Raw genomic sequence first — 25,108 nt, 5'->3', positions numbered from 1 at the left:
GAGGGGGATTACTCTTCGGGCAGCCGGGGCGGATTGCCGTCGAAAATCTGGCTGCGGCGGCGTTGCAGGTAGGCGTCCCGAATGTAGGCGTACTTGTCCAGGGCCGCCTCTTCGACCACCTTGTCGGCCGGCAGGAGGCTGGCCCGCACGTCGATGAAGCGCACGGCGTAGGCGGAATTGCGCACCCGCACGTCGTTCACCCCCCACTGGACGGGGTCGGCGAAGGTATCGACCACGAATCCCCCCGTATCGCGCAGGGTGCGCGGCCCGATGATGGGCCAGAAGAGGTAGCCACCGCCCCCCACACCCCAGCGGGCCAGGGTCTGGCCGAAATCCTCGTCGTGCTTTTCCAGGCCCATCTCGCTGGCCACGTCGAAGAGGCCGAAAATGCCCACGGTGGAATTGATGAGCAGGCGGCCCAGATCGCTGGCCCCATCGCCCACCTTGCCTTGCAGGCCGTTATTCACACCGATCCACAGATCGCCGATATTGCCGAAGAAGTTGCCCACGCCGGCCTTGGCGGGCAGGGGCATCACGGCGTCGTAGCCTTGGGCGACGGGCTTGGCGACCTTGTCGATCCCTTCATTGACGGAGAACATGGCCCGGTTGAAGCCCTCGTAGGGATCCCGCGGGTTGCCGCCGGTACTGGCGCAGCCGGACAGCGTTGCCATCAACGCCACCGCGGTCAGCCAGCCGCCGCAGCGGCCCGAGTTTCCATGTTCGCCCATCGCCATCATTGCTTTTCCTGTCCTTCAGCCGCTTTGTTGAAAAGAAACTGGCTGATCATCTTTTCCAGAACCACGGCCGATTGGGTCTTGCCGACCGCATCACCCGGATTGAGCATCTTTTCGTCGCCCCCCGGTTCCAGACCGACGTACTGCTCCCCGAGGAGGCCCGAGGTATAGATCGAAGCAAAAGTGTCCTTCGGAAACCTGTACCGCTGGTCGATCTTGAGGGTCACGACCGCTTCGTAGGTCTGACCGTCGAATCGGATGTCGTCTATGCGCCCGACCACGACCCCCGCGCTCTTGACCGGCCCCCGCACCTTCAGGCCGCCGATGTTATCAAACTTGGCGGTGAGGATATAACTCTCGGAGAGGTGGGCCGAGGAAAGATTCCCCACTTTCAGCGCCAAAAACAACAGCGCCGCAATGCCGATGGCAACAAATACGCCGACCCAGAGGTCGAGGACGGTGCGATTCATGAAGTTCCCCGGAACATGAAGGAAGTCAGGACGAAATCGAGGGCCAGGATGGTCAGGGCCGATGTCACCACGGTGCGCGTGATGGCACGGGAAACTCCTTCCGCGGTAGGCACCGAGTCATAGCCTTCGAAGACGGCGATGAGGGAAACCGCCACCCCGAAAACCACGCTCTTGATGACGCCATTCCAGACGTCGAAGCGAAAATCGACCGCCGCCTGCATCTGCGACCAATAGGCGCCGTCGTCGACGCCGATGAAGACCACGCCGATCAGCCAGCCGCCCAGGACGCCCATGGCGGAGAAAAGGGCCGCCAGCAGGGGCATGGCGATGACCCCCCCCCAGAAACGCGGCGCCACCACCCGGGCGATGGGATTGACCGCCATCATGTCCATGGCCTTCAACTGCTCGGTGGCCTTCATCAAGCCGATCTCCGCCGTCACCGACGATCCGGCGCGGGAGGCAAAGAGCAGCGCCGCCACCACCGGCCCCAGTTCGCGGGTGAGGGAAAGTGCCACCAGCACCCCCAGGGCCTCGGTGGAGCCGAAGCGCTGCAGGGTTTCATAGCCCTGCAGACCCAGAACCAGGCCTACGAACAGGCCTGAAACGACGATGATGAGCAGGGAGAGCACGCCGCTGAAAAAGACCTCGCGCAGGGTAAGGTGCAGGCGGCGGAAGGCCGTCCCGGACGCCAGCAGAATGGCTACCAGGAAGCGGCTCGCGAAGCCGACGCGCCACACCAGTTCGATGGCGCCGTGCCCGAGGCGGTGCAGGGGACTGCCCCGCTCAGCCACGCCCGCCCCCCAGGAAATCGCTGCGCAGATCGCTGGCTGGGTAGTCGAAGCGCACCGGCCCATCGACCTCGGCATGGACAAACTGATGCACGAAGGGGTCGCGGGACGCGCGGATTTCGTCCGGCGTGCCCTGGGCGACGATGCGCCCCTCGGAAACGAAATAGATGTAATCGACGATGAGCAGGGATTCCTGCACGTCGTGGGTCACCATGATCGACGTGGCCCCCAGGGCATCGTTCAGGCGGCGGATCAGTTGCCCGATCACCCCCAGGGCGATGGGATCCAGCCCGGCGAAGGGCTCGTCGTACATGACGAGGGCCGGATCGAGGGCCACGGCCCGGGCCAGGGCCACCCGCCGCGCCATGCCGCCGGAGAGTTCGGCCGGCATCAGGTTCCGGGCTCCCCGCAGACCGACGGCCTCCAGCTTCATGAGCACCATGTCGCGAACCATGGCTTCCGGAAGTTCGGTGTGTTCGCGCAGGGGGAAGGCCACGTTGTCGAACACCGTCATGTCGGTGAACAGGGCGCCGAACTGGAACAACATCCCCATCTTGCGCCGCGCCCGATAGAGGTCCCGCTGCCCCATGCGGGAAATGCGGTGTTCGCCGAGGCGGATTTCGCCGCGACTCGCCTTGAGCTGACCGCCGATGCAGCGCAGGAGCGTCGTCTTGCCGCAACCCGACCCCCCCATGATGGCGACCACCTTGCCGCGCGGAATCTTCATGTCGATCCCCCGCAACACGGGCCGGCCGTCATAGGTGAAGTGCAGGTCTTCGATATCGACCAGGATATCGTCGGGCAAGATGGGAATCCTTGAAAAAGGGGCCAATTCTAGCAGAAGGGAGCGATTTCCCCGGCCGATGCCGGGGCTATAATTCCGTGAAATATTTCCTGGTTCGCCCCTTGAGCCCGTCCCATCCCGCGAAACCCCTGCTGCTTCTCGTCGACGACGACCCGCTCATCAGCGATTCGCTGAGCTTTGCCCTGGCGCGGGATTTCGAGGTACTCACCAGTCATTCGCGCCCCCACTGCCTGCAAATCCTGAGGCAATTGAAGGCGGCGCCCGGAGCCGCCATCGTCGACCTGGGCCTGCCGCCCCTGCCCCACCGACCGGACGAGGGCTTTGCCCTGATCGGCGACCTCCTGGCCTTCGCACCGGCCATGAAGATCGTCGTTCTCTCGGGCCAGAACGGCGAGGAGAACGCCCGCCACGCCCGCGCGCTGGGCGCCATCGACTTCGTCGGCAAACCCTGCGATCCCGGCGACCTCCTGCGCCTGCTGCGGCAAGCCTTGAGTTTCACTGGGGCCACCGAAGCGGCCCTCGCGCCCGAGGAGCGCTGCCGCCTGATCGGGTCCAGCCTGCCCATCCAGCGCCTCCTGCTGCAGATCGGGCAGTACGGAGACTCCAGCTTTCCGGTCCTGGTCGAAGGCGAGTCGGGCAGCGGCAAGGACGTGGTGGTCACCTGCTGCCTGCATCATCGCACCCGCCGGCGCGACCGGCCCTTCCTGGCCCTCAACTGCGCCGCCATCTCGCCCAGCCTGGTGGAGCCGACCCTGTTCGGCTACGCCAAGGGCGCCTTCACCGGGGCCGGCGCCGCCAAGTCGGGTTATTTCGAGGATGCCGGCGAGGGCACCCTCTTCCTGGACGAAATTGGCGAATTGCCCCTGGACCTCCAGCCCAAGCTGCTGCGCGTCCTGGAAAACGGCGAGTACCAGCGCGTCGGCGAAACCCAGACCCGCCGCTCCCGGGCACGCATCGTCGCCGCCACCAATCGCGACCTGCGCAAGGAGGTGAAGGCAGGCCGCTTCCGCGCCGACCTCTTTCACCGGCTCTCGGTCTTCACCATCAGCGTGCCGCCCCTGCGCGACATGGGCGACGACCGCCTGCTGCTGCTCGACCATTTCCGCCAGATCTACGCCGAACAGACCGGCGCCCGCCCCTTTTCCCTCGACGCTGGCGCGGAGGCCCTCTGGGTGGCCTACGCCTTCCCCGGCAATGTGCGGGAGCTGCGCAATATCGTCATCCGCCTGACCACCAAGTACCCCGGGCGGGTGGTGGGCGCCGCCGATCTGCACGCCGAATTCGACGAGGGCGACGAGTCGCCCGCCAGCGCCCCTTCCCTGGCCGCCACCGATCTCGACACCGCCGTGCGCTCCGCCATCCGGCACCTGAACGACAAGGGCCGCATGGATCTCGACGCCACCCTCGCCCTATGGGAAAAGGGCTATATCGAAGCGGCCCTGCAACTGTCCAACGGCAACGTCAGCCAGGCCGCCCGCCGCCTCGGCATCAATCGCACCACCCTGTACAACCGCATGGCCGGCGGGGGGCGTCAGTGAGCCTCTACCTCGATCATTTCGGCCTTGCCGAACCGCCTTTCCGCATCACACCGCACACCGACTTCTTCTTTACCGGCGCCAACCGCGGCCCCACCCTGGAAGCCCTGATCTACGCCATCACCCAGGACGAAGGCATCGTCAAGGTCAGCGGCGAGGTGGGCAGCGGCAAGACCATGCTCTGCCGCATGTTGCTGGAAAAACTCCCCCCCGAGGTCGATACCATCTACCTCGCCAACCCCTCCCTCTCCCGCCAGGAAATCGTCGGCGCCATCGCCGACGAACTGGGCCTTCCCGCCGACGGCCGCAGCACCCATTCCCTCACCCGGGCCCTGCAGAACGCCCTGGTCGAGCGCTACGCCCAGGGGCGGCGGGTGGTGCTGCTCATCGACGAGGCCCACGCCATGCCCGCCGAATCCCTGGAGGAAGTGCGGCTCCTGTCCAACCTGGAATCGAAGAGCAGCAAGCTGCTGCAGATCGCCCTGTTCGCCCAGCCGGAAATCGACGCCCGCCTGGCCCAGAACGACATGCGGCAATTGCGCGAACGCGTCACCCAGCACTTCATCCTGGCGCCCCTGCACGCCACGGAGGTTTCGGCCTACCTGGAATTCCGCATGCGCACCGCCGGGTACCGCGGCCCCAGCCCCTTCACGGACAAGGCCGTCGCCGCCATCGCCCGCAATTCCCAGGGCCTCTCCCGGCGTATCAACATCCTGGCGGACAAGGCCCTCCTGGCCGCCTACTCGGCGGGCGGCCACCGGGTCGACCTGGCCGAGGCCCAGACCGCCATCCGCGACGCCCGCTTCACCTCCCTGGGGGAGCCACGCCGACGCCTCATCCCGGCGGCCGCCGCGGCGGGGGTGGCCGTGGCGCTCCTCTTCGGGGCCTACACCCTGGGCAGCCTCACTCCGGTCCCGGCGACGCCCGCGGCCAACGCCGCTCCCGGGAATGTCGCCCCGGCCCCCGGCACCGCCGCACCCGGGGAGCCCGAACCTGGCGCTGCCCCCCCCCGGGACGGCGCCGCCATGCCACGAGCGTCTGCGGCTCCCGCGCCGCCGGGAAGCGAAGCAGCCCCCACCCGAACCTCGGCCAAACCCGACCCAAGCACAGGGCACGCCACCGCCCTCCCCGCCATGCCTGTGCCGGCAGGCCCCGCGGGCCCTGCACCGACGGCGGCGTCAAACCCCGCAGCTCCCGTGGTGCCGACCCCGCAAGCGGCGGCGGCCTTCGGCCCCCTCACCCGCCGCAGCCTGGAGCGCTTCGACACCTGGTCCGCCGGCGCCCACGCCCGCCACTACTTCATTCAGCTCTACGCGGCCGACGCCAGCAGCCCGGGGCAGATCGAGAATTTTTTGCGTCGCCATACTGAAGGCCTCGACCCCGAGCAGATACGCGCCTACCGCTCCGACCGTTCGGGTCAAGATCGCCTGGGGGTCATCTTCGGCGAGTTCACCACCCGGGCGGCGGCGGTGGAAGCCATCGCCGCCCTGCCCGAGGGGCTGCGCCGCCTGGAACCCTACCCGCGGCAGGTTTCGAGACTGCAATGAGCGCCCCCCTTCCGCGCCCTGTGCATTGGGTTACTATTCGCCGTTGGGATAGCCCCGGCGTTCTGCTGCCGGGGCAAGCACAGGGAGAACACGCCGGATGAACAAGGGACGCCCCGCCGCGATCGCTGCCGCCCTGCTCCTGGCCGCCTGCGCCGCGCCGACGCCGCGCGAGCCGACCAAGGGACACCTGAACACGGCAAGCGCCACCGCGAGCCCCGCCGCCGACATTCCCGCACCGGTGGAACAGACCCTGGCCCTGCCCAAACCCCGCGCCCTGCCCAAGGCGGAAACCTACAGCGTGGTCGTCAATAACGTGGCGGTCAAGGATCTGCTCTTTGCCCTGGCCCGGGACGCCCGCCTCAACGTCGACATCCACCCGGGCATCAGCGGCAGCGTCACCCTGAACGCCATCGACCAGACCCTGCCCCAACTCCTCAGTCGCATCGCCAAGCAAGTGGACATGCGTTTCGAACTCGACGGCCCCAATCTGGCCGTGATGCCGGATTCCCCCTTCCTGCGGCACTACAAGGTCGATTACGTCAATCTGGCGCGCAACGTCACCGGCACGGTCTCGGCCAATACCCAGATCGCCACCCTCAGCGGCAATGCCGCCGGCGGCACGGGCGCCGCCGCGGGAGGCGGCAGCGGCAACGTGTCCTCCACGCGCATCGAGAACACCTCGCGCAACCGCTTCTGGGAGCAGTTGGAAAAGAACATCAAGGACATCCTGCACGAGACCGACAAGGTGCTCCCCGAGGGTTCCAGCGAGACGGTGACCGAGCAGACCGTCTCCCAGACCGCCACCGGCGCCGCCGCCCTGCCCCAGGGCACGGGATCCCGGGCGGCGCAGGCGGTGGCCAGCGCCCTGGGCATCAACCCGACGCCCAGCAGCGCGGCCCAAGGCGCCGGAACGGTCGTCGTACGGCGCAGCACGGTGAGGGAGGCGGCTTCCGTCATCGTCCATGCCGAGACCGGCGTGGTCACCGTGCGCGCCACCCAGCGCCAGCATGAACGCATCCAGGAATTCATCGACCGGGTGGTCCATTCCGCCCGGCGGCAGGTGATGATCGAAGCCACCATCGTCGAAGTAAAGCTGGCCGACGGCTACGAGCAGGGCATCGACTGGTCGGGCCTCCTGGGCGGGGGCCGCTTCGCCCTGGCCATGAACACCCTGCGCGCCACCAACGCCGTGAACAACATGACCTACACCGGCGATTCGGTCACTTCGGGCATCCGCCTCCTGGAAACCTTCGGTACCACCAAGGTGCTCTCCAGCCCGAGGCTTTCGGTCATGAACAACCAGACGGCCATGCTCACCGTGGTCGACAACGTGGTGTACTTCAACGTCAAGGCCGACGTCACCGCGGGCAACCTCAACGCCAATCCCATCATCGCCTATACCACGACGCCCCAGACGGTGTCGGTCGGCCTGGTCATGGCCGTCACGCCGCAGATCGGCGAAAACCGGGACGTGATCCTCAATATCCGTCCCACGGTGACCAGCATTTCCGACTTCGTCATCGACCCCAACCCCAATCTCACCACGGTCAGCAATCGGGTGCCCCAGATCCGCACGCGGGAGATCGAGTCGGTCATGCGCATCGCCAGCGGCGAAATCGCCGTCCTGGGCGGCCTCATGGACGACCGCATCGACTACAAGAACAACCGGGTTCCCCTCCTGGGCCAGGTGCCCCTGCTGGGCGAAGCCTTCACCAATCGCAACAATGCCGCCACCAAGTCGGAACTGGTCATCTTCCTGCGCCCCATCGTCATCCGTGACGCCAGTCTGGCCGGCGACTACGCCGGTTTGAAGGACTATCTGCCGGACGGGAACTTCTTCCCCCAACCGGCCGAAGCCCGCCCCCTCCAGGTCGGCCCGGGGCGGTGACGCCATGAGCCTCCTGATGGACGCCCTCAAACGGGCGGAGGAAAGCAAGCAGGACGCCGCCCGCCGCCTGACCGGCACGGTCCGGCCCCAAGCCGATCTGACCCTGGAACCCGTGGCCGAGGCGCCGCGGGATCTTCCCCCGGCCCGCCCTTCGCCCCCCCCTGACTTCCTGCTGGAGGACGCCGAGGCCGCCCCCGCGGCGCCCAACCCGACCCCCGCTGCCAGCGACGACGCCCGCCGCGAGGCGATTCGCAACGCCTTCGCCGTCAAGCCCCCGCTGCCGGGAAACCGCCCCCTGCTGATCGTCCTGGGCCTGCTGGCCTGCATCGCCGTCGGCATCGGAGGCTACATCTGGTGGGAAATCCGGCAACTCGGCGCCCCAGGGCTCGCCCGTCCCGCCGCGCCGCCTCGTCCCGCACCGACCCTGTCCCCGGCGCCGCCCCCGCTCGCCGTCGCGCAGGCCGAGCGCCCTCCGCCGGCAACACCCCCCTTGCCCCCCACTCCAGTGACCGCCGCACCGCCGCCGCGGGAAAGCGCCCCGGTGCCCGCCGCGCGCACCATGGCCCTGGAGGAAACCCTACCCCCCGCGCCGCCAGCCACGGCCATCCGCCTGCAGAAAACCCGACCCGAACCCGACCCGGGCGTACAGCGGGCCTACGATCATCTGCGGGGACGTGCCCTGGACGCCGCCCGCCAGGAGTACGAGCGGGCCCTGACCCGGGATCCCCGCAATCTGGACGCCCTCCTGGGACTGGCCGCCATCGCCCAGCGCGAAGGTCGGAGCGGGGACGCCGAGGCCTATCACCAGCGCGCCCTGGAGGCCGATCCCAAGGATGCCGCCGCCCAGGCCGCGGCCCTCGCCACCGTGGCAGCGGTGGATCCCGCCGGCGCCGAAAGCCGTCTCAAGTCCGCCCTGGCCGCCCAGCCGCAGTCGGCGCCGCTCAACTTCGCCCTGGGTAACCTCCTGGCCCGCCAGGCCCGCTGGGGGGAAGCCCAGGCCGCCTACTTCAACGCCGTGGCCGCCGACGCAGACAACCCGGACTATCTCTTCAACCTGGCCGTGAGCCTGGACCAGCTCCGCCAGCCGCGCCCCGCGGCTCAACATTACCGCCTGGCGCTGGAAGCCGCCGAACGCCGGCCCGCCGCCTTCGACCGCAGCCGGGCCGAACGGCGGCTGGCCAGTCTCGCCGCCACAGAAAGATGAACGCTCCCGCCGCACAGCGCCGGCCCATCGGCCAGATCCTGATCGCCGAGGGCATCCTGTCGGAAGACCAGTTGCGCATTGCGCTGCTGGAGCAGATGAAGTCCAACCAGCCCATCGGCAAGCTGCTGGTATCGCTGGGTTTCGTCACCGAAGCGACCCTGCGCGAAGCCCTTTCCGAGAGCCTGGGCCGCCAGAGCGTGGACCTCGGCCACGCCGTGGTGGACCCCCAAGCCGTGAAACTCGTGCCGCGGGAAGTCGCCAAGCGCCACCATCTCCTGCCCCTGGACCTGGATCTGGTGCAGCACCGCCTGACCCTGGCGGTGGCCGACATCAACGACATCGTCGGCCTGGACCGGGTGCGTGCCCTGATTCCCGACGGGATAGAACTCGACACCCTGCTGGCCGGCGAATCGGAGATCGACCGCGCCATCGACCAGTATTACGGCCACGAGCTGTCCATCGACGGCATCCTGCACGAAATCGAAACCGGCGAGGTGGATTGGAAGAGCCTCGCAGCCAGCGACGATCAGTACAGCCAGCCGGTCGTCCGCCTGATCGACTCCATCCTCACCGACGCGGTGAAGAGGGACGCCTCGGACATCCATTTCGAACCCGAGGCCAATTTCCTGCGCATCCGGTACCGCATCGACGGCATCCTGCGGCAGATTCGCGCCCTGCACAAATCCTACTGGCCGGCGATGACCGTGCGCATCAAGGTGCTCTCGGGCATGAACATCGCCGAGATGCGGGCGCCCCAGGACGGCCGCATCGGCCTGAGCGTCTCGGGCCGCCCGGTGGATTTCCGCGTCTCCTGCCAGCCCACCATCCACGGCGAAAACATCGTCCTGCGGGTTCTCGACCGCCAGAAGGGCCTGGTCCCCCTGGACCGGCTCGGCCTGGCCGACGAGCACCTGCAGTTGCTCAAGCTGATGATCGCCCGCCCGGAAGGCATCATCCTCGTTACCGGCCCCACCGGCAGCGGCAAGACCACGACGCTCTATTCGGTCCTCAATCACATCAACGACGAGGGCGTCCACATCATGACCCTCGAAGACCCGGTCGAGTACCCCATGACCCTGGTGCGCCAGACCTCGGTGGCCGATTCGTCCAAACTCGACTTCGCCAACGGCATCCGCTCCATGATGCGCCAGGATCCGGACGTCATCCTGGTGGGCGAAATCCGCGATGCCGAAACCGCCGAAATGGCCTTCCGCGCCGCCATGACCGGTCACCAGGTGTACACCACCCTGCACACCAATTCGGCCATCGGCGCCCTTCCGCGCCTGCTCGACATCGGCGTCCTGCCCGACATCCTGGCCGGCAACATCATCGGCATCGTCGCCCAGCGCCTGGTGCGGCGCCTGTGCGAGCACTGCAAGTCCGCCTACGCCGCCGAGCCCCACGAAATCCGCCTCCTGGGCATCACCACCGAGACGCTGCGGCCCCTGCTCTATCGCGCCAGCGGCTGCGAGCAATGCGACTTCCAGGGCTATCGCGGCCGCCTGGCCATCATGGAACTGCTGCGCGTCGACACCAGCATCGACGAACTCATCGCCCGGCGGGCGACGACCCATGAAATCCGCAGCCGGGCCCAGATGCGGGGCTTCACCTCCCTGGCCGAAGACGGCCTGCGGCGCGTCCTTGACGGGACCACCTCCCTGGAGGAACTTGGCCGCGTCGTCGACCTGACCGACCGGATGTAGCCATGCTTTTCGACTACACGGCGGTGAGCGCGGAGGGAAGGCGGGTCACGGGGCGCCTCGACGCCTCCAACCTGATCGACCTGGAACTGCGCCTCGGGCGCATGGAGCTCGACCTCATCTCCGGCCAGCCGGTGCAGTATCGCAACCTGTTCGGCGGCAGCCGGGTTCCGCGGCGGGAGATCATCCACTTCTGTTTTCACCTGGAGCAACTCACCGCCTCCAGCGTGCCCATCCTGGAGGGTCTCGCCGACCTGCGCGATTCCATCGAGCACCCACGCTTCCGCGAAGTCGTGGCCGGCGTGATCGAAAGCATCGAAGGCGGCCAGACCCTTTCCCAGGCCCTGGCGACCCACCCCGATGTCTTCAGCCAGGTTTTCGTCAGCCTCATCCGGGCCGGTGAAGTCTCCGGCGACCTGCCCCAGGTCCTCGGCAGCCTGTGCGAGTCCATCAAGTGGGAGGACGAGTTGGCAGCCCACACCCGCAAGCTGTTGCTCTACCCGGCCTTCGTGGGCGTCATCGTCCTCACCGCCACCACTTTTCTGATGCTCTACCTGGTGCCCCAGCTCAAGCTTTTCGTGCGCAACATGGGACAGTCCCTGCCCTTGCAGACCGAAATTCTCTTTTTCGCCTCCGATGTCCTGGCCCGCTTCTGGCCGCTCTTTGTCGCCCTGCCCGTACTACTCGTCATCGCCGCCCGCATCACCCTCCAGGTCAATCCCCTGGCCCGCCGGGCACGGGATGCCTTTCTGCTCCGCCTGCCCGTGGTCGGCGACATCCTGAAGAAAATCATCCTGTCCCGCTTCGCCAACACCTTTGCCATGCTCTACGCCTCCGGCATCCCCGTCCTCGATTCCATCCGCAGCACCCAGGACGTGGTGGGCAATCTGGCGGTTCGCGAAGCCCTGGTGCAGGCGGAGGGTTTCATCCGCGAAGGCAAGAGCGTCACCCAGGCGTTTCGCGACGTCGGCCTCTTCCCCCCCCTGGTCATCCGCATGTTGAGGGTGGGGGAAAACACCGGGGGCCTGGACCGGGCCCTGGCCAACGTGAGCTACTTTTACAACCGCGACGTGCGCGAGTCGGTCGAACGGGCCCAGGCCATGATCGAACCCCTGCTCACCCTGCTGCTCGGGGCGCTGCTGGGCTGGATCATGCTGTCGGTCATCGGCCCCATCTACGACGTCATCACCGGAATCAAGGCGTGAGCGGCCGCTGCATCCTCACCCTCAACGCCCAGCGCCTGGCGGTCTACGCCTGGAATCCCGGCCGCCTCACCGCCGCCGGGGAATTCCCGCCCACGCCCGAGGGCCTCTCGGCCTTCGCCACTTTCCTCGCAACCCTGGGCAGCCAGCCCTGCATGCTGCTCTGCAATCTGGCCGAGGAGAGCCATCTGATGGAGACCATCCCCTATCTGCGGGGAAGCGACCGCCGCACCCTGCTGGCGCGCAAATGCACCCAGGCCTTCTACGGAACCCCCTTCACCACGGTGCGTTCCCTGGGCCACGAGAAGGAGCGGCGGCGCAACGAAAAAGTGCTGCTCTCCGCCCTGACCGCCCCGGCCCAGCTCACCCCCTGGGTGAGCGCCATCACCGCCGCCCATGTGCCCCTGGCGGGTCTGTACACGGTTTCCCAACTGGGAGATGCCCTGGTGCGCACGCTGTGCCGCCCGCCCCCCCGCAGCCTGCTCCTCACCGTCCACGATCAGGCCCTGCGCGAAAGCTACCTGGTGGATGGCAAGACGGTTTTCTCGCGCATGGCGCCGCTCTACGACGCCAGCCCCGAGGGTCTGGCTTCCACCATCGCCGCCGAAGGCCAGAAGCTGCACCAGTATCTGGCCGCCCAGCGTCACTTCGGGCGCAACGACGCCCTGCCGGTCTTCGTCATTGCGCCGGATGACGCCCTGCCGGCCCTGGAAGCGGCTGCCACGGCCTCTCCCCTGCTGCACCCTCGCCTGATCGGCATCGATGAGGCATCCCGGGCGCTGGGCCTGCACGGGCGACCTGCCGGCGCCCGCTGCGGCCCCCTGTTCGCCTATCTTCTCGGCAAGGGCACCCCCGCCGAGCAGTACGCCCCCGACGAGGCCCGCCACGACTACGCCATCCATCGCATCAAGCAGGGCCTCATCGGCGCTGGCGCGGTCGCCCTGATCGCGGCCCTGCTTTTTTCCGGCAAGCAGCTCGCCGAGACCTACGCCGACCGTGAGGAAGTCGCCGAACTTCAAGCCCGCAGCCTGGAGCAGCGGCAGCGCTATGCGCAGATCACCGCCACCTTCCCGCAGCTCGGGATCGACAACGATGCCCTGCGCGCCGCCGTGGATCGCTACCGTGGGCTGGAAGGCCAGGCCGCCGGGCCCGGTGCCCTGATCGGAGCCCTGGCGCGCGCCCTGGATGCCTCGCCGGCCATCGAGGTCGAGGCTATCGATTGGCGCCTGGGGGAGGCCGAGAAGGGCAGCGCCCCGGCCGCCCCGGGGAGTACGGCCGGGGAGACGGCACTGATCAGGGGCAGCGTCACCCTCGGTCGGGAAAGCGAGCCGCGTCAGGTCGTGGCCGTCTTCACCGCCTTCGTCGAGCAGTTGCGACTCGATCCTGAACTCAAGGTCACCGTCCGCCAGCAGCCCTTCGATGTCGATCCGTCCCAGAGCCTGAGGGGCGGCACCCGGGAAGAAGAAAGCGCCCCGCCGCGCAGCTTCGCCCTCCTCGTGAGCCGCCCCGCGCCATGACCTTCACCAGCGCCGATCTCAAGAAGCTCCGCTGGCACCTGGCGGGCGTCGCCCTCCTGCTTCTGGCCGGTCTGTTCTTGGCCAGCCAGAGTCGCGCCCTGCGGCAGCACGCCGGAAACGCCCGCCAGGCGGCCGAAGCCGCGGCGCGGGAAGCGGAGAACCGCCTGCGCCGGGTGCGCATCGAGGAGAACGAAATCCGCGACAAGTCCCTCACCCTCGCGGCCATGCAGAAGCGCGGCACCCTGGGCAGCGAGCAGCGCCTCGCCTGGACCGAGACCCTGCGCGATGCCCAGCGCCGCCACAAACTGCCGGAAATCAGCTACGAGTTCGGACCCCGCGCCGCCCTTGCGCCGGCTGCAGCGGAGGCCGTGCGCTTCTACGCCAGCCCCATGAAACTGCGCCTGCGTCTGGTCCATGAAGAAGACCTGCTGCGTTACCTGGATACCCTGCGTCGCGAGGCGAGCGCCCTGGTCGTGGTGCGTGCCTGCACCCTCAAGCGGGGCGCCCCGCTGGGTTCTGCACCGGCGCCGGAAGCTGCCTGCGACCTGGACTGGGTCACGGCCCAGGCAGGGAACCCCGGGGAGGAAAAGCGTCCATGAGCGCCCCCCGCGCCCTGATCCCGGCCATGACCCTCGCCGCAGCCCTGGCCGCGCCGACCGAGGCCGCCGAGCCCGCTCCCCTGGGCCGCCTGTTCAACACCCCGGAACAACGGGCTCAACTGGACCGGCAGCGCCTCAACCCGAACCTCCCGGGTCCGGCAACGACCGGTCCCACCACCCTCAACGGCCGAGTGCTGCGCAGCAGCGGGCGCAACACCGCCTGGATCAACGGCGCCCCCGTGGCCGAAGAGAGCGCCCCCCAGCCGCTCCCCCCCATCAAACCGGGCCAGACCCTGCTCGGACCCGATGACCGCAATGCCAAGGACGTCCTCGATGGCGGAATCCTCTCCGTCCGCCCCCCGCCGCGGCGGCCGTGAGCCACGGGTCCGCAGGGGCCGACAGGCGGGCGTCGCGCTGCTGCTGCTCCTGCTCGCGGTCGTCATGGCCGGCGCGGCGCTTTTTCTTGGCGCCTGGAACGGCGCCGAAGCCCGTCGACAAGGGGAAACGGTGACCGCCACCGCGCTGCGGGACGCCAAGGACGCCGTGCTGGGCTGGTCGATCTCCCACGCCAGCCATCCCGGGCTCATGCCCTGCCCCGAAGACACCGCCGTCCTGGGCAGCGCCAACGAGGGCCAGGCCCGGGCCGCCTGCACCACCCCTGGCCCGCTGACGGGAAGGCTTGCGTGGCGGACCCTGAAGCAAGGCGTCCTGCTCGATGCTTCCGGCGCCCCCCTGTGGTACGTCCTTTCACCCGGATTCCGTAGCGCCCCCATCAACAGCAATACCGTCGGGCAACTCGGTCTGGACGGAACGCCCAACGCGGCGGTCGCTCTGCTCATCGCACCGGGCGTCCCCCTGCCCGGCCAGGCCCGCACGCTCCCTACCGCCGCCACGCCTCCCGCGGCGGCGGATTACCTCGATCTCGGCAATGCCGGCGGCGTCGCCTTCGTGAGCCAGGGGCCGGCCGCGACCTTCAACGACCGGGTGCTCGCCATTACCCGTACGGAACTGATGGACCGGCTGGTCCCCCGGGTGCTGGGCGAGTTGGCGGGCGAAGCCACTCTGGGGGGGCTGCGCCGCTTTCACAACGATTTCGGCGAATTCCCCTGGGCCGACGGCAACGCGGACGGCATTGCGGAGCCCGGCCTGGTGTCCGGAGCCCTGCCGTACAAGGACATGACTTTCGATGCCACCACCGGGAGCTGGCTACTGGCCAACGCCTGGTTCCCCCTCGCCGCCTATACCCGGGCCGACGCCCATTCGGCCCTCATCACCCTGGGCGGCAAGACGCTGAAGGTGCTGCCATGACGCCCCGCAGCATGCGGGGCTTCACCCTGGTCGAACTGACCATCGTCCTGGTCATCGTCGCCCTGCTCACCGGCGGCCTGATGATTGCCGTAGGCGTCCAGAGCGAGCAGCGCGCCCGCAGCGAGACGCAGAATCTGCTCCTGGAAGCGCGGGAGGCGCTCCTGGGCTACGCCGCCTCCCATAGTGCCCTGGACGGCCATCCCTACCTGCCCTGCCCGGACACCAACGGTGACGGCCTGGAAAATCGCGCCGCCAATGCCTGCACCGCCAGCGAAGGCCTCCTGCCCTGGTCCACCCTGGGGGTTGCCCCCCAGGACGCCTGGAGCAACCGCATCCGTTACCGGGTCGAAGGCAGTTTCTCCCGCTCCGACATCGGCTTCACCCTGGCGACCGCCCCGACACTGCGCGTATGCCAGGACGCCGCCTGCACCGCGACCCTGGCCACGACCCTGCCTGCCGTCCTGGTCTCCCACGGCCCCAACGGCCTGGGAGCGACCAACGCGTCCGGCGGCGCCAACGCGGCGGCGGCCACCGCCGAGGAACTGGAAAACACCGACGGCGACACCAGCTTCGTCCTCCGCCCCCCCCAGGCGCCGGGGCCCGGGGTCTTCGACGATCAGGTGGTCTGGCTATCGCCCAACGTGCTGTTCAACCGCATGATCACCGCCGGCCGCCTCCCCTGAGCCTCTCCACACCGATGCCAGGGACCTGGGCCGGGCGCCCGTGGCGCCGTCCTCCGCGCCGCTCTGTGCACTGCCCATCCCGCCGTATTGACCGCTCCCGGCCCGACTGCCACACTGCGCCTGCGGTTTTTGCCGCCGCCGGGTTCCCATGAAAGAAAACCAATCCTTGTTCAATCTGCGCGATGCCGGCTTCGATCCCGGTGACAATGCCAACACGCGCCTGAGCAAGTCCCTGCTCATTTTCGCCACCGGCCTGGTCAGCCTGGGCGCCATTCTCTGGCTCTTCCTTTACTGGCAACTGGGCCCCCAGTTCTCCGCCACGCCGCCCGTCGCTTTCCAGCTCCTGCTGGTGGGCAACCTGGTGCTGTACTTCAAGACGCGCAATTTCAATTTTTTCCGCCACACCCAACTGGCGCTCTTCCTCTTCGTGCCCTTCGTGGTGCAGTGGAGCATCGGCAATTTCATCACGGCCAGCGGCGTCAGCCTGTGGGGCCTGCTGGCCCCCATCGGCGCCGTGCTCATCCTCGGCCCGCGGGAGTCCCTGGCCTGGTTCGTGGCCTACCTCTTCCTCACCGCCCTCTCCGGCCTGTTCGACTACCTGCTGGCCGACGCCTACCCCCTCGTCCCCGCCAGCGCCCCGGTGGTGTCCATCCGCACCAGCGTTTTCTTCTTTGCCCTCAATTTTGCGGCCATATCGACCATCGTCTACCTCCTGCTGCGCTATTCGACCCTGGAAAAGGCCCGCGCCCAGGCGGAACTCGAATCCGCCCACCTGCTGCTCAAGGACGAGCAGGAGCGCTCGGAGCGTCTGCTGCTCAACATCCTGCCGGCCCCGGTGGCGGAGCGGCTCAAGCACGAACGCCAGACCATCGCCGACGGCTTTGCCGACGTGACGGTCATGTTCGCCGATATCGTCAATTTCACCCGGGTTGCCGAAGGGCTCACGCCACAACAGGTGTTCAGCATGCTGAACCGCATCTTCTCTTCCTTCGACGAACTGGCCGAGCAGTACGGCATGGAGAAGATCAAGACCATCGGCGACGCCTACATGGTCGCCGGCGGGCTGAACGACGGTCCGGAAAACTACACCGAAGCCATCGCCGAACTGGCCATCGCCATGCGCGATCTCCTGCAACGCGATACGGCGGTCAATCAGATGCACGTGGAAATCCGCATCGGCATCGGCACCGGGCCGGTGGTGGCCGGGGTGGTGGGCAAGAAGAAATTCATCTACGACCTGTGGGGCGACACGGTCAATCTGGCCAGCCGCATCACCAGTGAAGGCGTCCCCGGCATGATCCAGGTGGATGAACTCACCTGGCGGCGCCTGCGCGAGCGCTTCGAGTTTCACGATCCCCAGACCCTTTACCTCAAGGGCAAGGGGGATACGGTGGTGCATCGCCTCATCGGCCCCCGCCAGGCCCCGGCCTCCCGGGAGGGGGACCCGTTGGCGCAGCCCGCTGGCGAAGCCGCCAGCCTCGACCCCCTGCCGCAAGGCGTCGCCCTGCGGGAGTAGACGGGGGAGCGACCGCACCCGATCGTCGCGGTGCCAAGCCCTTCAGCCCCGGGGGGCCAGGATGAAGCTCACGTGGCCGGGCCGGTTTTCCTCCAGGGCCAGGCGGTAATCGAGTTCCTCCGCCTGCCGGGCAGCGTGGTAGAGGCCGATGCCCAGGCCGTCCTCCGAGGGCACTGGTTCCCGCATCAGGCGGTGCGCAAGCCCTTCGGCCACCGGCGAGCCGGTATCGCAGACCCGCAGGGCCCACCCCCGGGCGCCGGGCGCCAGTTCGGCAACGATCTCCAGACCGTCTTCGCGGCGTCCCTTGGCCAGGGCATTCTGCAGCAGATTCTCCGCCACGCTGTCGAAAAGCCCCTTGGGCACCATGGCGCCCTCGTGCCAATAGCCATTGACCCAGGTGATCGCCGCCCCGCTGTAACGCTGTTGCAGGGATTCCCACCAGCCTCGGGCCTGGGTGAGGTCGTCGGCCACCCGGGGCGGACGTTGCAGCTTTTCCAGGGTCGCCTTCAGGCGCTCGGTGATCTGGGGAAGCTGACGCCCGAGAAGGTCGGCCACCGCCGCCGGCTCCCCGGGCTGGGTCGCCGCGTAGCACAGGGTATGGAGCGACTGGAGCAGGTTCTTCACGTCGTGGGTGACGCGGGCCCCCGTTTCGTACACCGCCTGCTGGTAGGCCACCCGGTTCAATTCCCGGGTCTGGCGCTTGACCAGGTAGAACTCCGCCGCCAGACGCAGCAGCCAGTCGACATGCCAGCAGACCGCAGGCGAGGGCGGCTGACGAAAACACAGGGTCAGCCGCAAGGTGCTGCCGCGGGAATACTCATAGGTGGCGACTGACTGGGTTCCCGCCTTCCCCTCCAGACCCTCGGCGGCCCAGCGCGCCCCGGTCACCCAGGGCAGTTGCAGCAGGCGCGCCATGATGGCCTGCAGGAAGTGCTCCGGGTCCACCTGGCGGTCGCTCTCCTCCTTGATGTAGACCAGCCACTGCTCCAGGGGCAGACCGATGGACAGGACGTAGCGCGAGAACACCGATCCGATGCCGGAAAATCCCGCCCGTGGGTTCCACAGCCAGGCGAGGACCAGGAGCGCCCCGGCCAGGGAAAGGGAGGTGCGGAAGACGGCCTCCAGGTAATTCACCTGCCCGATGAGCATGTAGGCGATGCTGCCCAGGACGAAGACCGCCAGGAACAGGAATACCAGGACGCCATAGAGAAAATCGAAGGCGTCCCCGGCGCGCCAGCGCACCGGGCGCGCGGGAAAGAGCGGCAACACCAGGAGCAGGAGGGGGTATTGCAGGCGCAGCCCCTCCCGCGAGAGGGGTTCCAGGGAAAGGGCGCCGGGCGCCGCCTCCGGGACGATGCCGAGGATCACCAGCCCCAGCAGATAACCGAAGGCATACAGGAATCCGACCCGCTCCAGGCGCTTGCCGGTCCAGAAGACGCGGCCCCCGATGACCGCGGCGAGGGCCCCGCACCAGATGAGCAGAATCCAGGGATTGAGAAAGACCGTGGTGGTGGCGACGATGAGCAGCAGGACAGCCCCCTGGGCGGGGCCGACACGCTTTTCCCCGGCCACGAAAGGCTGCCAGAGCAGCACGAGGCCCAGGGCCACCGGCCAGAGCAGGCGCACCGCCGGCACCTGCCAGCCCCCGAAGGCGGTGATGTGCAGCACCAGGAGGTGCGCCGCCAGGAGCAGATTGGGATGGCGGGCGATCCAGGCGGATGGGGGTTTGAAAGGGAAAGCGTTCATCTTTCGACTGTTGTGTCAGATTTTTGACACTTTGATTGCCAAAACCACCCCCAGGAAGCGCCGGATATTACTTTAGTAATAGGCACGGGTCTTGCTTTAGTTTTTTCACACTTTCTTGCCTGAGAGCATGCCATGAAAAACAAACAAGCGGGTTTCACCCTGGTCGAAATCGCCATCGTCCTGGTCATCATCGGTCTCCTGCTGGGGGGCGTCCTCAAGGGGCAGGAGCTCATCAACAGCGCCCGGGTCAAGAACATGGTGGGCGACTTCCGCACCGTCTCCGCCCTGGTCTACGGCTACCAGGACCGCTTCCGCGCCTTCCCGGGGGACCAGAACCAGAGCCAGCTCGACACCGCCTTCGGGGCCGGCGTCGCCACGGTGTGCACCCCTGCCGCCGCGGGACTGTGCGCGGTGAACAACGGACGCCTGGATGGCGACTGGGACGCCGCAGCGGTCTCTTCCGAGACCTACGTCTTCTGGCAGCACGTTCGCCTGGCCAACCTGGCCACGGGTTCGGTCAATACCGCCGACGCCAACTACGCCCCGGTCAATGCCGACGGCGGCCGCATCGGTATCGAGAGCGGCATCAACAATGCCGGCGCCGCGGCGCCCTTTATCGCCGGCATGCGGGGATCGTTCTTCGTCTGCTCCGGCGGCATCCTCGGCCGTTACGTGCGCCAGATCGACACCACCATGGACGACGGCAACACCGCCGGCGGATCGGTGCAGGCCGTCGCCGTGGGCGCGGCCCGCGGCGCGCCGGCGGTAGCCACCAACGCCATCGTCGACGGCCAGCAATACACCGTCTGCGCCGGCTACTGAACCCCGGGCCGGGCGCCAGCAGAGTACCGCGCGCCGCCTGGCACTGCCCCCCTCCCCTTCAAGGGGAGGGCCGGGGTGGGGATGGGGTAATACAAGGCGCAGGAGTGGTCCGGGACGGGTTCAGCTCCCCCGCAAAAGCCGCTCCTCGGCGGCATCGAGCACCTCCGGCACCCCCAGCAGAACCACCACATCGCCCTCCTCCAGGGTCATGGCGAGGTCGGGCTCCACGGCGCGGATGCCGCGCCGGCGGATGGCGCTCACTTCGCAGCCCAGGGCGGCCAGATCGAGGTCGGCCAGGGGCCGGCCAATGGCTGCCGCGCCCTTGCCCAGCCACACCGAATGGAGCCGCGGCTGGCCCGAATCGTCCTCGTCCCGGTCGGAGAGGCCGTGGAAAAAGCCCCGTAGCAACTTGTAGCGCTGGGAGCGCGCCAGGCGCACCCGCTTGAGCACACGATTGAGGGGCACCCCCACCAGGACCAGGGCGTGGGAGGCGAGCATCAGGCTGGCCTCCAGCGTTTCGGGAACGACTTCCGCCGCCCCGGCCCGACTGAGCCGGTCCATGTCCCTTTCGTCGCTGGTCCGCACCACCACCGGCAACTCGGGACGCAACTCGTGGACGTGGTGCAGGATGCGCTCCGCCGCCGGGGTGTCGGCCACCGACACGATGACCACGCTGGCTCGCAACAGCCCCGCGGCGGTGAGGCTCTCGCGCCGCGTCGCGTCGCCGAACACCACGTTCTCCCCCGCCGCCGACGCTTCCCGCACCCGGTCCGGGTCGAGATCGAGGGCGACGTAGTTCACCCCTTCCTGGGTGAGGAAGCGGGCCAGATACTGCCCATTGCGCCCGAAGCCGCACAGGATGGCGTGCTTTTCCGTCGTCATCGACTGGGCCGCGATGCTGGTGAGCTGCATGGAGCGCAACAGCCATTCGCTGGCCACGAAGCGCATGACGAGCTTTTCGCTGTACTGGACGATAAAGGGCGCCGCCAGCATGGACAGCACCAGGGCCGTGAGGACGACCTGCTCGACGATCTTGGGCATCCCCCCCACTTCGCCCAGGAGCACGAAGCCGAACTCGCCGCCCGCCGCCAGCCAGAGCCCGACCCGAATGGCGTTACCCTGGCTGGCGCCCAGGCGCCAGGCCAAGAGCCCCGCCACCAGGGCCTTGAGCGTGAGGACGGCGCAGACCACCAGGAGCACCAGCCCCCAGTTATCCACGAGGATTTCCATATTGAGGCGCACCCCGATGGTGACGAAGAAGAGCCCCATGAGCACGTCACGGAAGGGTTTGATGTCCTCCTCCACCTGGATGCGGTACTCGGTCTCCGAAATGAGCATGCCGGCGACAAAGGCGCCCAGGGCCAGCGAAAGACCGGCCAATTCGGTGATCTGGGCCAGCCCCAGGGTAATGAGCAGCACATTGAGGATGAACACCTCGGAGGATTTGGCCCGGGCCACGATGTGGAACCAGCGCCGCATCAGGTGCTGGCCGAAATAGAGGATGAGCGCCAGGACCGCCACGGCCTTGAGCAGGGCCTTGCCCATGAGCATGGCCAGCATCTCCGGCGGCTGCGAGAGGGCGGGCAAGAGGACCAGGAGGGGCACTACCGCCAGATCCTGGAAGAGCAGGACACCCATGATGTCCCGGCCGTGAGGCGAATCCAGGGCCAGCCGTTCGGCCAGCAGCTTGCTCAGCACGGCGGTGGACGACATGGCCAGGATGCCCCCCAGGGCGACACCCAGATGCCAGGAAAACCCCAGGAGCATCACGATCGCGGCCACCAGGCCCAGGGTCAGCACCACCTGCAACAGGCCCAGCCCGAAGACGATGCGCTTCATGGCGAAGAGCTTGGGCAGGGAAAACTCCAGGCCGATGGAGAACATCAGGAAGACGACGCCGAACTCGGCCAGATGCTGCGCCCGGGACACATCCTGCAAGAGATTGAGGGCGTGGGGACCGATGAGGCTGCCCACCGCCAGATAGGCCAGGATGGGCGGGAGATTGAGGCGGCGGAAGAGCACCACCGCCCCCACCGAGGCACCGAGCAGGACGAGGACGAGGGCAAGGGCGTTCAAGGTCGGCTGGCGAACTCGGGTATACTCCGGCCACCATCATCGCATGAAAAGCATGGAAACAAGCGCCACCGCCCCCAACTTCTCGCCGCAACGGGCTCTGCAACTGGCCCGCCAGACGCTGGCCATCGAAGCCGCCGCGGTGAGCGGCATGATGGACCGTCTGGATGCTTCCTTCGCGGCGGCGGTGGATCTCATCCTGCATAGCAAGGGCCGCCTCATCGTGAGCGGCATGGGCAAGTCCGGACACATCGCGCGCAAGATCGCGGCGACCATGGCCAGCACCGGCACCCCGGCCTATTTCGTGCACCCCGCCGAGGCGAGCCACGGCGACCTGGGCATGATCGCCCGGGACGATGTCCTGCTCGCCCTCTCCAATTCCGGCGAATCCGAAGAACTGGTGCGCATCGTGCCCCTGGTCAAGCGCCAGGGGGCCAAACTGGTGGCCATGACCGGCAACGCGGCCTCGTCCCTCGCCCGGGAGGCGGACGTGCATCTCGACGCCGCCGTGGCCCAGGAAGCCTGCCCCCACAACCTCGCCCCCACCGCCAGCACCACTGCGGCCCTGGCCCTGGGCGACGCCCTGGCGGTAGCCCTGCTCGATGCGCGGGGCTTCGGTCCCGACGATTTCGCCCGCTCCCACCCGGGCGGCTCCCTGGGCCGCCGCCTGCTCACCCACGTGCGGGATGTCATGCGCCCACGGGAGGCCGTCCCCGCCGTCGCACCGGACACCGCCCTGCGCGAGGCCATTCTGGCCATGTCCCGCGGCGGTCTCGGCCTCATCGCCATCGTCGGGCCTGACGACGACATCCTGGGCATCTTCACCGACGGCGACCTGCGACGCGCCTTCGAAAAGGGCGCCGACCTCCAGACCGCCACCATCGCCAGCCTGATGTCCGCGGCCCCCCGCAGCATCGCCGCCGAGCGCCTGGCGGTGGAGGCGGTCGAAATGATGGAGCGCTACCGCATCAACGCCCTCCTGGTTGCCGATGCCCAGAGACGACTTCTCGGCGCCCTCAACATGCACGACCTGTTCACCGCGCGGGTGATCTGATGGACGCCCGCCAGCGCGCCGCCCGCGTCCGCCTCATGGCCTTCGACATCGACGGCGTGATGACCGACGGTGGCCTCACCTACAGCGACGACGGCCGCGAGCAGAAGACCTTCAATGTCATGGACGGCCTGGGCCTCAAGCTGCTGCAAAGGGCAGGCATCGAGCTGGCCATCATCACCGGCCGCAAGTCCGGCGTGGTCGCGGCCCGGGCAGCCGATCTGGGCATCCGCCATGTCTTCCAGGGCAACGAGGACAAGCGCACCGTCTGCACAGCCCTGCTCGCCGACCTGGGCCTCCAGTGGCCGGACGTCGGCTACATGGGCGACGACATCATCGACCTGCCGGTGTTGCGCATCGCCGGTTTCGCCATCGCACCGGCCAACGCCCACCCCCTGGTGCGTGAAAGAGTCCATGCGGTCACCGATGCCCGGGGCGGCCACGGCGCCGTGCGCGAGGCTGCCGAGTTCGTGCTCGCGGCCCAGGGGCGCCTGGAAACCCTCCTCTCCCCCTACCTGGACGAGCGATGAAGCGCTGGACGGGGCAGGTCTACCCCATCGTCCTCCTGTCGCTGCTGGCCGCCCTCAGCTACTGGCTGCAGCAGGTCCTCGACCAGCCGGTCGCGCCCCCCCCCGACAAGACCCGCCACGATCCGGATACGGTGGCCGAAAACTTCACCGTGCGCCGTTTCGATCCCGAGGGCCGTCTGCGCTACCGGCTCATCGCCCCACGCATGCTCCACTACGGCGACGATGACAGCTCGCTCATCGAAAACCCCCTCCTCGTCCAGACCCGCCCCGACGCCCCCGACATGACCCTCGCCGCCGAACGCGCCGTGGTCGCCGCGGAAGGCGAGACGGTCTTCTTCTGGGGCGACGTGGTGGCGACCCGGGCGGCCAGTGGCGACCGCCCCGAAATGGTCGCCCGCATGCCCGACCTCACCGTGCAGCCCGACGCCGGCACCGCCTTCACCGACGGCCCGGTGGAGATCACCCGGGGACAATCCTGGACCCGGGGCGTAGGACTCTCCCTCGACAACAACACCTCGGTCCTGGTCCTCAAATCCCAGGTGACGGGCCTGCTCTACCCCTCGAAAGCCCCCCGATGACCTTTCGTGGCCCTGCCCTCCTCGCGGCTCTGCTCGCCGCCTGCGTCAGCCTGCCGGCGCTGGCCGAAAAGGCCGATCGTGACAAGCCCATGCAGCTCGAAGCGCAGCGCATCACCGTAGACGACGGCAACAAGGTCCAGATCCTGGAAGGCGACGTCGTGCTCAGCAAGGGCACCTTGCAGATCCAGTGCGACAAGATCATCGTCAAGGAGGACGCCTACGGCTTTCAGCGCGGGACAGCCTTCGGCGGCAAGGGTGGCCTGGCCCGCTTCCGCCAGAAGCGCGAAGGCAAGGACGAGTACGTCGAGGGCGAGGCCGAGCGCATCGAATACGACACCCGCAGCGAAGTCGCCGAACTCTTCCACCGCGCCTGGATCAAGAGCGGCGAGGACCAGATCAGGGGCGACTACATCTGGTACGACTCGATCAACGAAAAGTACCTGGTCACCGCCGGTGAGACCCGCGACCCCAAGGGCCCGCCGCCCCGGGTGCGGGCGGTCATCACCCCCAAGGCCAAGACTCCCCCGCCGGAGGAGGTCACGACGCGGCGCGCCGACCACCTGGAACTGAAGGGCGCGGGGGTCCTCGAAGCCCCTCCCCAGCATTGACGCTCGCCTTCGGCGACGCACCAACCGGGGCACCGCCGACCCCTTTCAATATGGCTGAAACCCGCTCCAGTACAGGAAATGCAGATTTTTTGTGCAGCGCACAAAAAAGGGCTTGACTCCGGTCAACTCCGGCCTATAATGGAGTCCATGATGCAGTGCAACATCGCGCCGTACAGGCCCGCAGTACAGCCCAGATGAACGCCC

General features: G+C 67.9%; 23 protein-coding genes. 17 read left to right on the top strand and 6 right to left on the bottom strand.

Annotated features, from left to right (window positions below; translation table 11 throughout):
- Window positions 1-8: 8 nt before the first annotated feature.
- From IPM73_02520 to IPM73_02505, 4 genes are read right to left on the bottom strand one after another with little or no spacing between them, the layout of a single operon-like run.
- Entirely contained in the window at window positions 9-734 is a 726-nt protein-coding gene (locus tag IPM73_02520; GenBank protein ID MBK8916960.1) for a VacJ family lipoprotein, read from the bottom strand.
- Window positions 734-1,204, bottom strand: a complete 471-nt coding sequence (gene mlaD / locus IPM73_02515; protein ID MBK8916959.1) for an outer membrane lipid asymmetry maintenance protein MlaD — start codon at window positions 1,202-1,204, stop codon at window positions 734-736. The genes IPM73_02520 and mlaD overlap by 1 nt, the downstream gene beginning before the upstream one ends.
- On the bottom strand, window positions 1,201-2,058 hold the full coding sequence (mlaE, locus tag IPM73_02510; protein ID MBK8916958.1) for a lipid asymmetry maintenance ABC transporter permease subunit MlaE: 858 nt from the start codon (window positions 2,056-2,058) through the stop codon (window positions 1,201-1,203). The genes mlaD and mlaE overlap by 4 nt, the downstream gene beginning before the upstream one ends.
- Window positions 1,988-2,719, bottom strand: a complete 732-nt coding sequence (locus IPM73_02505) for an ABC transporter ATP-binding protein (GenBank protein MBK8916957.1) — start codon at window positions 2,717-2,719, stop codon at window positions 1,988-1,990. The genes mlaE and IPM73_02505 overlap by 71 nt, the downstream gene beginning before the upstream one ends.
- Window positions 2,720-2,928: 209 nt before the next feature.
- Here IPM73_02505 and IPM73_02500 point away from each other — a divergent pair, with 209 nt between their 5' ends.
- From IPM73_02500 to IPM73_02445, 12 genes are all read left to right on the top strand, one after another.
- Entirely contained in the window at window positions 2,929-4,335 is a 1,407-nt protein-coding gene (locus IPM73_02500; GenBank protein ID MBK8916956.1) for a sigma-54-dependent Fis family transcriptional regulator, read from the top strand.
- Window positions 4,332-5,879, top strand: a complete 1,548-nt coding sequence (locus IPM73_02495) for an AAA family ATPase (protein ID MBK8916955.1) — start codon at window positions 4,332-4,334, stop codon at window positions 5,877-5,879. The genes IPM73_02500 and IPM73_02495 overlap by 4 nt, the downstream gene beginning before the upstream one ends.
- Window positions 5,880-5,976: 97 nt before the next feature.
- Window positions 5,977-7,767 carry a secretin N-terminal domain-containing protein gene (locus tag IPM73_02490; protein MBK8916954.1) on the top strand — a complete coding sequence of 597 codons (1,791 nt, stop codon included), beginning with the start codon at window positions 5,977-5,979 and terminating at the stop codon, window positions 7,765-7,767.
- A gap of 4 nt (window positions 7,768-7,771) precedes the next feature.
- Window positions 7,772-8,971 carry a hypothetical protein gene (locus IPM73_02485; GenBank protein ID MBK8916953.1) on the top strand — a complete coding sequence of 400 codons (1,200 nt, stop codon included), beginning with the start codon at window positions 7,772-7,774 and terminating at the stop codon, window positions 8,969-8,971.
- A complete protein-coding gene (tadA, locus tag IPM73_02480; GenBank protein MBK8916952.1) occupies window positions 8,968-10,674 on the top strand; it encodes a Flp pilus assembly complex ATPase component TadA in 1,707 nt (568 codons plus the stop codon). Before IPM73_02485 ends, tadA begins: the two co-directional genes overlap by 4 nt.
- Window positions 10,675-10,676: 2 nt before the next feature.
- On the top strand, window positions 10,677-11,876 hold the full coding sequence (locus IPM73_02475) for a type II secretion system F family protein (protein MBK8916951.1): 1,200 nt from the start codon (window positions 10,677-10,679) through the stop codon (window positions 11,874-11,876).
- Complete coding sequence (locus IPM73_02470; protein ID MBK8916950.1) at window positions 11,873-13,390, top strand: hypothetical protein; 1,518 nt, start codon at window positions 11,873-11,875, stop codon at window positions 13,388-13,390. Before IPM73_02475 ends, IPM73_02470 begins: the two co-directional genes overlap by 4 nt.
- The gene (locus IPM73_02465; protein MBK8916949.1) at window positions 13,387-13,989 is read left to right on the top strand and encodes a hypothetical protein; all 603 of its coding nucleotides are present in this window, start codon (window positions 13,387-13,389) and stop codon (window positions 13,987-13,989) included. Before IPM73_02470 ends, IPM73_02465 begins: the two co-directional genes overlap by 4 nt.
- Window positions 13,986-14,366 carry a hypothetical protein gene (locus IPM73_02460; GenBank protein MBK8916948.1) on the top strand — a complete coding sequence of 127 codons (381 nt, stop codon included), beginning with the start codon at window positions 13,986-13,988 and terminating at the stop codon, window positions 14,364-14,366. The genes IPM73_02465 and IPM73_02460 overlap by 4 nt, the downstream gene beginning before the upstream one ends.
- Window positions 14,323-15,297, top strand: a complete 975-nt coding sequence (locus IPM73_02455; protein ID MBK8916947.1) for a hypothetical protein — start codon at window positions 14,323-14,325, stop codon at window positions 15,295-15,297. The genes IPM73_02460 and IPM73_02455 overlap by 44 nt, the downstream gene beginning before the upstream one ends.
- Window positions 15,294-15,980: a type II secretion system protein gene (locus IPM73_02450; GenBank protein MBK8916946.1), complete on the top strand. Its 687-nt coding sequence runs from the start codon at window positions 15,294-15,296 to the stop codon at window positions 15,978-15,980. Before IPM73_02455 ends, IPM73_02450 begins: the two co-directional genes overlap by 4 nt.
- A 148-nt stretch (window positions 15,981-16,128) precedes the next feature.
- Entirely contained in the window at window positions 16,129-17,496 is a 1,368-nt protein-coding gene (locus tag IPM73_02445) for an adenylate/guanylate cyclase domain-containing protein (protein MBK8916945.1), read from the top strand.
- Between the two features lie 42 nt (window positions 17,497-17,538).
- Here the strand turns inward: IPM73_02445 and IPM73_02440 are convergent, their stop codons facing one another.
- Complete coding sequence (locus IPM73_02440; protein MBK8916944.1) at window positions 17,539-19,242, bottom strand: sensor histidine kinase; 1,704 nt, start codon at window positions 19,240-19,242, stop codon at window positions 17,539-17,541.
- 132 nt (window positions 19,243-19,374) lie between these two features.
- Between IPM73_02440 and IPM73_02435 the strand changes: the two genes are divergently transcribed.
- Window positions 19,375-20,064: a prepilin-type N-terminal cleavage/methylation domain-containing protein gene (locus tag IPM73_02435; protein ID MBK8916943.1), complete on the top strand. Its 690-nt coding sequence runs from the start codon at window positions 19,375-19,377 to the stop codon at window positions 20,062-20,064.
- A gap of 120 nt (window positions 20,065-20,184) precedes the next feature.
- On the opposite strand, the gene IPM73_02430 is transcribed toward IPM73_02435, so the two are convergent.
- Window positions 20,185-22,140 (bottom strand): cation:proton antiporter, encoded by a 1,956-nt coding sequence (locus IPM73_02430; protein MBK8916942.1) that lies wholly within the window; start codon window positions 22,138-22,140, stop codon window positions 20,185-20,187.
- Between the two features lie 52 nt (window positions 22,141-22,192).
- On the opposite strand from IPM73_02430, the gene IPM73_02425 reads away from it, so the two are divergent.
- Genes IPM73_02425 through lptA form a run of 4 tightly spaced genes read left to right on the top strand, consistent with a single transcriptional unit; the run spans window position 22,193 to window position 24,904 of the window.
- Entirely contained in the window at window positions 22,193-23,191 is a 999-nt protein-coding gene (locus tag IPM73_02425; protein MBK8916941.1) for a KpsF/GutQ family sugar-phosphate isomerase, read from the top strand.
- A complete protein-coding gene (locus IPM73_02420) occupies window positions 23,191-23,718 on the top strand; it encodes an HAD hydrolase family protein (GenBank protein ID MBK8916940.1) in 528 nt (175 codons plus the stop codon). The genes IPM73_02425 and IPM73_02420 overlap by 1 nt, the downstream gene beginning before the upstream one ends.
- Window positions 23,715-24,296, top strand: coding sequence for an LPS export ABC transporter periplasmic protein LptC (lptC, locus tag IPM73_02415; GenBank protein MBK8916939.1), 582 nt, complete (start codon window positions 23,715-23,717; stop codon window positions 24,294-24,296). The genes IPM73_02420 and lptC overlap by 4 nt, the downstream gene beginning before the upstream one ends.
- Window positions 24,293-24,904, top strand: coding sequence for a lipopolysaccharide transport periplasmic protein LptA (gene lptA, locus IPM73_02410; protein ID MBK8916938.1), 612 nt, complete (start codon window positions 24,293-24,295; stop codon window positions 24,902-24,904). The genes lptC and lptA overlap by 4 nt, the downstream gene beginning before the upstream one ends.
- Window positions 24,905-25,108: the final 204 nt, after the last annotated feature.

This window comes from Betaproteobacteria bacterium (assembly GCA_016720065.1).
Classification (GTDB): domain Bacteria; phylum Pseudomonadota; class Gammaproteobacteria; order Burkholderiales; family Rhodocyclaceae; genus SSSZ01.
This window is presented reverse-complemented; position numbering and strand designations above follow the sequence as displayed.

Excerpts from the sequence above, each read along its gene's own strand:
- mlaE (MBK8916958.1), bottom strand. The coding sequence starts at position 2,058 with ATGGGCCGGTGCGCTTCGACTACCCAGCCAGCGATCTGCGCAGCGATT.
- tadA (MBK8916952.1), top strand. The coding sequence starts at position 8,968 with ATGAACGCTCCCGCCGCACAGCGCCGGCCCATCGGCCAGATCCTGATC.
- IPM73_02420 (MBK8916940.1), top strand. The coding sequence starts at position 23,191 with ATGGACGCCCGCCAGCGCGCCGCCCGCGTCCGCCTCATGGCCTTCGAC.
- IPM73_02490 (MBK8916954.1), top strand. The coding sequence starts at position 5,977 with ATGAACAAGGGACGCCCCGCCGCGATCGCTGCCGCCCTGCTCCTGGCC.
- mlaD (MBK8916959.1), bottom strand. The coding sequence starts at position 1,204 with ATGAATCGCACCGTCCTCGACCTCTGGGTCGGCGTATTTGTTGCCATC.
- IPM73_02505 (MBK8916957.1), bottom strand. The coding sequence starts at position 2,719 with ATGAAGATTCCGCGCGGCAAGGTGGTCGCCATCATGGGGGGGTCGGGT.
- lptA (MBK8916938.1), top strand. The coding sequence starts at position 24,293 with ATGACCTTTCGTGGCCCTGCCCTCCTCGCGGCTCTGCTCGCCGCCTGC.
- IPM73_02475 (MBK8916951.1), top strand. The coding sequence starts at position 10,677 with ATGCTTTTCGACTACACGGCGGTGAGCGCGGAGGGAAGGCGGGTCACG.
- IPM73_02445 (MBK8916945.1), top strand. The coding sequence starts at position 16,129 with ATGAAAGAAAACCAATCCTTGTTCAATCTGCGCGATGCCGGCTTCGAT.
- IPM73_02440 (MBK8916944.1), bottom strand. The coding sequence starts at position 19,242 with ATGAACGCTTTCCCTTTCAAACCCCCATCCGCCTGGATCGCCCGCCAT.
- IPM73_02465 (MBK8916949.1), top strand. The coding sequence starts at position 13,387 with ATGACCTTCACCAGCGCCGATCTCAAGAAGCTCCGCTGGCACCTGGCG.
- IPM73_02460 (MBK8916948.1), top strand. The coding sequence starts at position 13,986 with ATGAGCGCCCCCCGCGCCCTGATCCCGGCCATGACCCTCGCCGCAGCC.
- IPM73_02455 (MBK8916947.1), top strand. The coding sequence starts at position 14,323 with ATGGCGGAATCCTCTCCGTCCGCCCCCCGCCGCGGCGGCCGTGAGCCA.
- IPM73_02450 (MBK8916946.1), top strand. The coding sequence starts at position 15,294 with ATGACGCCCCGCAGCATGCGGGGCTTCACCCTGGTCGAACTGACCATC.
- IPM73_02485 (MBK8916953.1), top strand. The coding sequence starts at position 7,772 with ATGAGCCTCCTGATGGACGCCCTCAAACGGGCGGAGGAAAGCAAGCAG.
- IPM73_02425 (MBK8916941.1), top strand. The coding sequence starts at position 22,193 with ATGGAAACAAGCGCCACCGCCCCCAACTTCTCGCCGCAACGGGCTCTG.
- IPM73_02435 (MBK8916943.1), top strand. The coding sequence starts at position 19,375 with ATGAAAAACAAACAAGCGGGTTTCACCCTGGTCGAAATCGCCATCGTC.
- IPM73_02520 (MBK8916960.1), bottom strand. The coding sequence starts at position 734 with ATGGCGATGGGCGAACATGGAAACTCGGGCCGCTGCGGCGGCTGGCTG.
- lptC (MBK8916939.1), top strand. The coding sequence starts at position 23,715 with ATGAAGCGCTGGACGGGGCAGGTCTACCCCATCGTCCTCCTGTCGCTG.